This is a genomic window from Pseudomonas sp. R62, from assembly GCF_000257605.1.
In the GTDB taxonomy this organism is placed as follows: domain Bacteria; phylum Pseudomonadota; class Gammaproteobacteria; order Pseudomonadales; family Pseudomonadaceae; genus Aquipseudomonas; species Aquipseudomonas atacamensis.
Genome location: NZ_AHZM01000905.1, coordinates 1 through 920 on the forward strand (window position 1 = coordinate 1; position 920 = coordinate 920).

The window sequence follows — 920 nt, forward strand, 5'->3', positions numbered from 1 at the left end:
CAGTCCATCCAGGGTCATTCAGCTGTTGACCCTATCCCACACGGCCCGGCAAACCCACGGACAGTTAGGGAAAACTTCAAGCAGTACAGTTTGCCTTCAGCTCGGACGACCGTGCAGCTGTATGGCACGTTCGGCGCTCATCTCACCCTGTTGGTCGAAGCCGAAAGTCTTCTGCGGCTGGCCGAGCAATTGGGCTTTTTTCGCGTGGTATTCGTCGAACGACAAGCCGCTGCGGTTCAGCGCTTCCAGCGCCAGTTCGCGGGATTCTTCAGCGGTGTAAGGGCGCAGCTCGGGCGAAACATGGCCGGCACAACCTGCGAGTACGGAAACAGCGAGCATCAGCGAAACAGTCAGTAAACGGTTCATGGGAGCGTCCTGGCGAGCTATGTGGGGTCGATGGAGAAAGGCTACGCCCCGGCTCGCTCGCGCAGAAATCAACGCTCTCAATAGTGGCTATCAGCTTTGCGCTAATACTGGCTGACCGGCAGACGACAATGCAGCGCATCGTCGTGACTGCGGGCAATGCTGCTGTGAACCTGGAACGAATTGAAGGTCACGGTTTTTGCCCGATGGGTGCGGATCAATTGCCAGAAATCCTCCTCGCCGCTTTCGAAACTGCGAAACGCCGCCTCCCCCGCTTCGCGGCTCTGCCATTGCAAAAAGCTCAGCACGCGGCGGCCGTCGTCGCTGGCCTGCACGCTGGCGCTGAGAAACCCGTCGTAACGCTGGGCCAGCCCCTCGGTCTGCGTGGCCAATGCCGAGACCAGCGCCGCTTGCTGACGGGGTTCGATTTCGAATTCGATCAATTGGGTAAAGCTGCGATTGCTCATGTAAAGCCCCCACTCATCTTGATGCGAGCCTTGCGACCCGAAGAGCTGCAGGGTAAAACCTCTAGTTAAGTCAAGGTCAAGAGTATTTTC

2 protein-coding genes are annotated in these 920 nt (G+C 58.0%); both read right to left on the minus strand.

The window, feature by feature from the left end; all coding sequences use genetic code 11:
* Positions 1-96 precede the first annotated feature (96 nt).
* Positions 97-366 carry a hypothetical protein gene (locus OQK_RS01020; RefSeq protein WP_016770723.1) on the minus strand — a complete coding sequence of 90 codons (270 nt, stop codon included), beginning with the start codon at positions 364-366 and terminating at the stop codon, positions 97-99.
* Between the two features lie 101 nt (positions 367-467).
* Entirely contained in the window at positions 468-830 is a 363-nt protein-coding gene (locus tag OQK_RS01025) for an antibiotic biosynthesis monooxygenase (RefSeq protein ID WP_016770724.1), read from the minus strand.
* Between the last annotated feature and the right edge of the window lie 90 nt (positions 831-920).